The sequence below is a fragment of the Sphingomonas sp. CFBP 8760 genome, assembly GCF_014841615.1.
Classification (GTDB): Bacteria; Pseudomonadota; Alphaproteobacteria; order Sphingomonadales; family Sphingomonadaceae; genus Sphingomonas.
Map to the genome: position 1 here is coordinate 1 of NZ_JACYUG010000045.1, position 2,899 is coordinate 2,899.

The window sequence follows — 2,899 nt, forward strand, 5'->3', positions numbered from 1 at the left end:
TGTGAATGGGTTCTGGTGCACATGTCCCATCGCCACGGGCTTCAATGCCTGGCGACGACCTACTCTTCCATCGCTTGAGCGATAGTACCATTGGCGCGGTTTGGTTTCACGGCCGAGTTCGGGATGGGATCGGGTGGGACACAAACGCTATGGTCACCAGGCAATGGAGCCTGTGGTGATGGGGGTTGTGCGGTTCTAAAATCGATGCACCTGGCTGGGAGTATCATCCGCATCGTCAACCGCGTCTGGGGATTAGCCAGTGCTGTTGTTGATGGTGTGTAACTCTCAAGCGCGAATAGAGCGATTAGTATCGGTTAGCTTCACGCGTTACCGCGCTTCCACATCCGATCTATCAAGGTCGTGGTCTTCGACCGCTCTGAGAAATCTTATCTCGAGGGAGGCTTCCCGCTTAGATGCTTTCAGCGGTTATCCCGTCCGTACATAGCTACCCTGCTGCGCCGTTGGCACGACGACAGGTACACCAGAGGTACGTTCAACCCGGTCCTCTCGTACTAGGGTCAACTCCTCTCAAATTTCGACGCCCACGGCAGATAGGGACCAAACTGTCTCGCGACGTTCTGAACCCAGCTCACGTACCACTTTAATTGGCGAACAGCCAAACCCTTGGGACCTGCTCCAGCCCCAGGATGTGATGAGCCGACATCGAGGTGCCAAACAACCCCGTCGATATGAGCTCTTGGGGGTTATCAGCCTGTTATCCCCGGCGTACCTTTTATCCGTTGAGCGATGGCCCTTCCACGAGGGACCACCGGATCACTATGACCGACTTTCGTCTCTGCTCGACTTGTCAGTCTCGCAGTCAGGCGGGCTTATGCCATTGCACTCTGAACAGCCGGTTTCCGACCGGCCTGAGCCCACCATTGCGCGCCTCCGTTACTCTTTAGGAGGCGACCGCCCCAGTCAAACTACCCGCCACAGAGGGTCCTTGATCCAGTTTCATGGATCGAAGTTAGACATCAGAAAACAACAGGGTGGTATTTCACCTATGGCTCCACATCAGCTGGCGCCGATGCTTCGTAGCCTCCCACCTATGCTACACAGTTCCTTCCTAATGCCACTCTGAAGCTGCAGTAAAGGTGCACGGGGTCTTTCCGTCTAACCGCGGGTACTCCGCATCTTCACGGAGAATTCAATTTCGCTGAGCATGTCCTGGAGACAGTGGGGAAGTCGTTACGCCATTCGTGCAGGTCGGAACTTACCCGACAAGGAATTTCGCTACCTTAGGACCGTTATAGTTACGGCCGCCGTTTACCTGGGCTTCATTTCAGAGCTTGCACCCCTCCACTTAACCTTCAGGCACCGGGCAGGCGTCAGGCCCTATACGTCGTCTTGAAGCCGACTTAGCAGAGCCCTGTGTTTTTGCTAAACAGTCGCTACCCCCTGGCCTGTGCCCCCTCATAACGGTTGCCCGCTGTGAGGGCCTCCTTCTTCCGAAGGTACGGAGGCAATTTGCCGAGTTCCTTCAGGACACTTCTCTCAAGCGCCTTGGTATACTCTACCTGACCACCTGTGTCGGTTTCGGGTACGGTCTATACGGTGGGGCTATTTCCCGGGACAATTTCGAAGCCAGCTCAATCCGATAAGAGCTGACAACACACATCATCCGTCACACACCACCAGGCCCACGAATATTAACGTGGTTCCCATCGACTACCCCCTTCGGGCTCGTCTTAGGGGCCGGCTCACCCTGCGCGGATTAGCCTTGCGCAGGAACCCTTGGTCTTTCGGCGAGAGGGCATCTCACCCTCTTTATCGCTACTCATGTCTGCATTCGCACTTCCGATACCTCCACGACCCATTACCAGATCGCTTCACAGGCTTACGGAACGCTCCGCTACCGCGTACCATATAAATGGCACACCCTAAGCTTCGGTGCACGTCTTGAGCCCCGTTACATCTTCGCCGCAGAAACCCTTGTTTAGACCAGTGAGCTGTTACGCTTTCTTTAAAGGATGGCTGCTTCTAAGCCAACCTCCTGGTTGTTTTGGGATTTCCACATGCTTTCCCACTTAGACGTGACTTGGGGACCTTAGCTGTAGGTCAGGGCTGTTTCCCTTTTGACGACGGACCTTAGCACCCGCCGTCTGTCTCCCGGATATCACTCTCAGGTATTCGGAGTTTGGTTAGTGTTGGTAGATCTCGCGACCCCCGCAACCATCCAGTGCTCTACCCCCTGAGGTGTCCATCCGAGGCACTACCTCAATAGTTTTCGCGGAGAACCAGCTATTTCCCGGCTTGATTGGCCTTTCACCCCTAAACACAACTCATCCGGTAACTTTTCAACGTTAATCGGTTCGGACCTCCAGTGCATGTTACTGCACCTTCATCCTGGTCATGCCTAGATCGCCGGGTTTCGGGTCTAATACTTCAAACTCTGTCGCCCTATTCAGACTCGCTTTCGCTGCGCCTACACCTAACGGCTTAAGCTTGCTTGAAACATTAAGTCACAGACCCATTATGCAAGAGGTACGCTGTCAGGCCTCAAGGACCCTCCAACTGCTTGTAGGCAATCCGTTTCAGGTACTGTTTCACTCCCCTCATCGGGGTGCTTTTCACCTTTCCCTCACGGTACTAGTTCGCTATCGGTCATGTACGAGTATTTAGGCTTGGAGGGTGGTCCCCCCATGTTCAGACAGAATTACACGTGTTCCGCCCTACTCGAGTCCTGAATTCTCACTTTCGCATACGGGGCTGTCACCCGCTATGGCCGAACTTTCCAGATCGTTCTGCTAGTTGAAATTCAGGCACTGGCCTGGTCCGCGTTCGCTCGCCACTACTAACGGAATCTCGGTTGATGTCTTTTCCTCCGGCTACTGAGATGTTTCAGTTCACCGGGTTCGCTTCTCGAAACCTATGTATTCAGTCTCAAGATACCTGA

The 2,899-nt window shown here is 54.1% G+C and carries 2 rRNA genes; both read right to left on the minus strand.

What is annotated here, in order from left to right:
- Positions 1-46: 46 nt before the first annotated feature.
- Positions 47-161, minus strand: a 5S ribosomal RNA gene (gene rrf / locus IFT82_RS20235).
- A 124-nt stretch (positions 162-285) separates the two neighbouring features.
- Positions 286-2,899: ribosomal RNA gene (locus IFT82_RS20240) — 23S ribosomal RNA — on the minus strand; the annotation flags it as partial.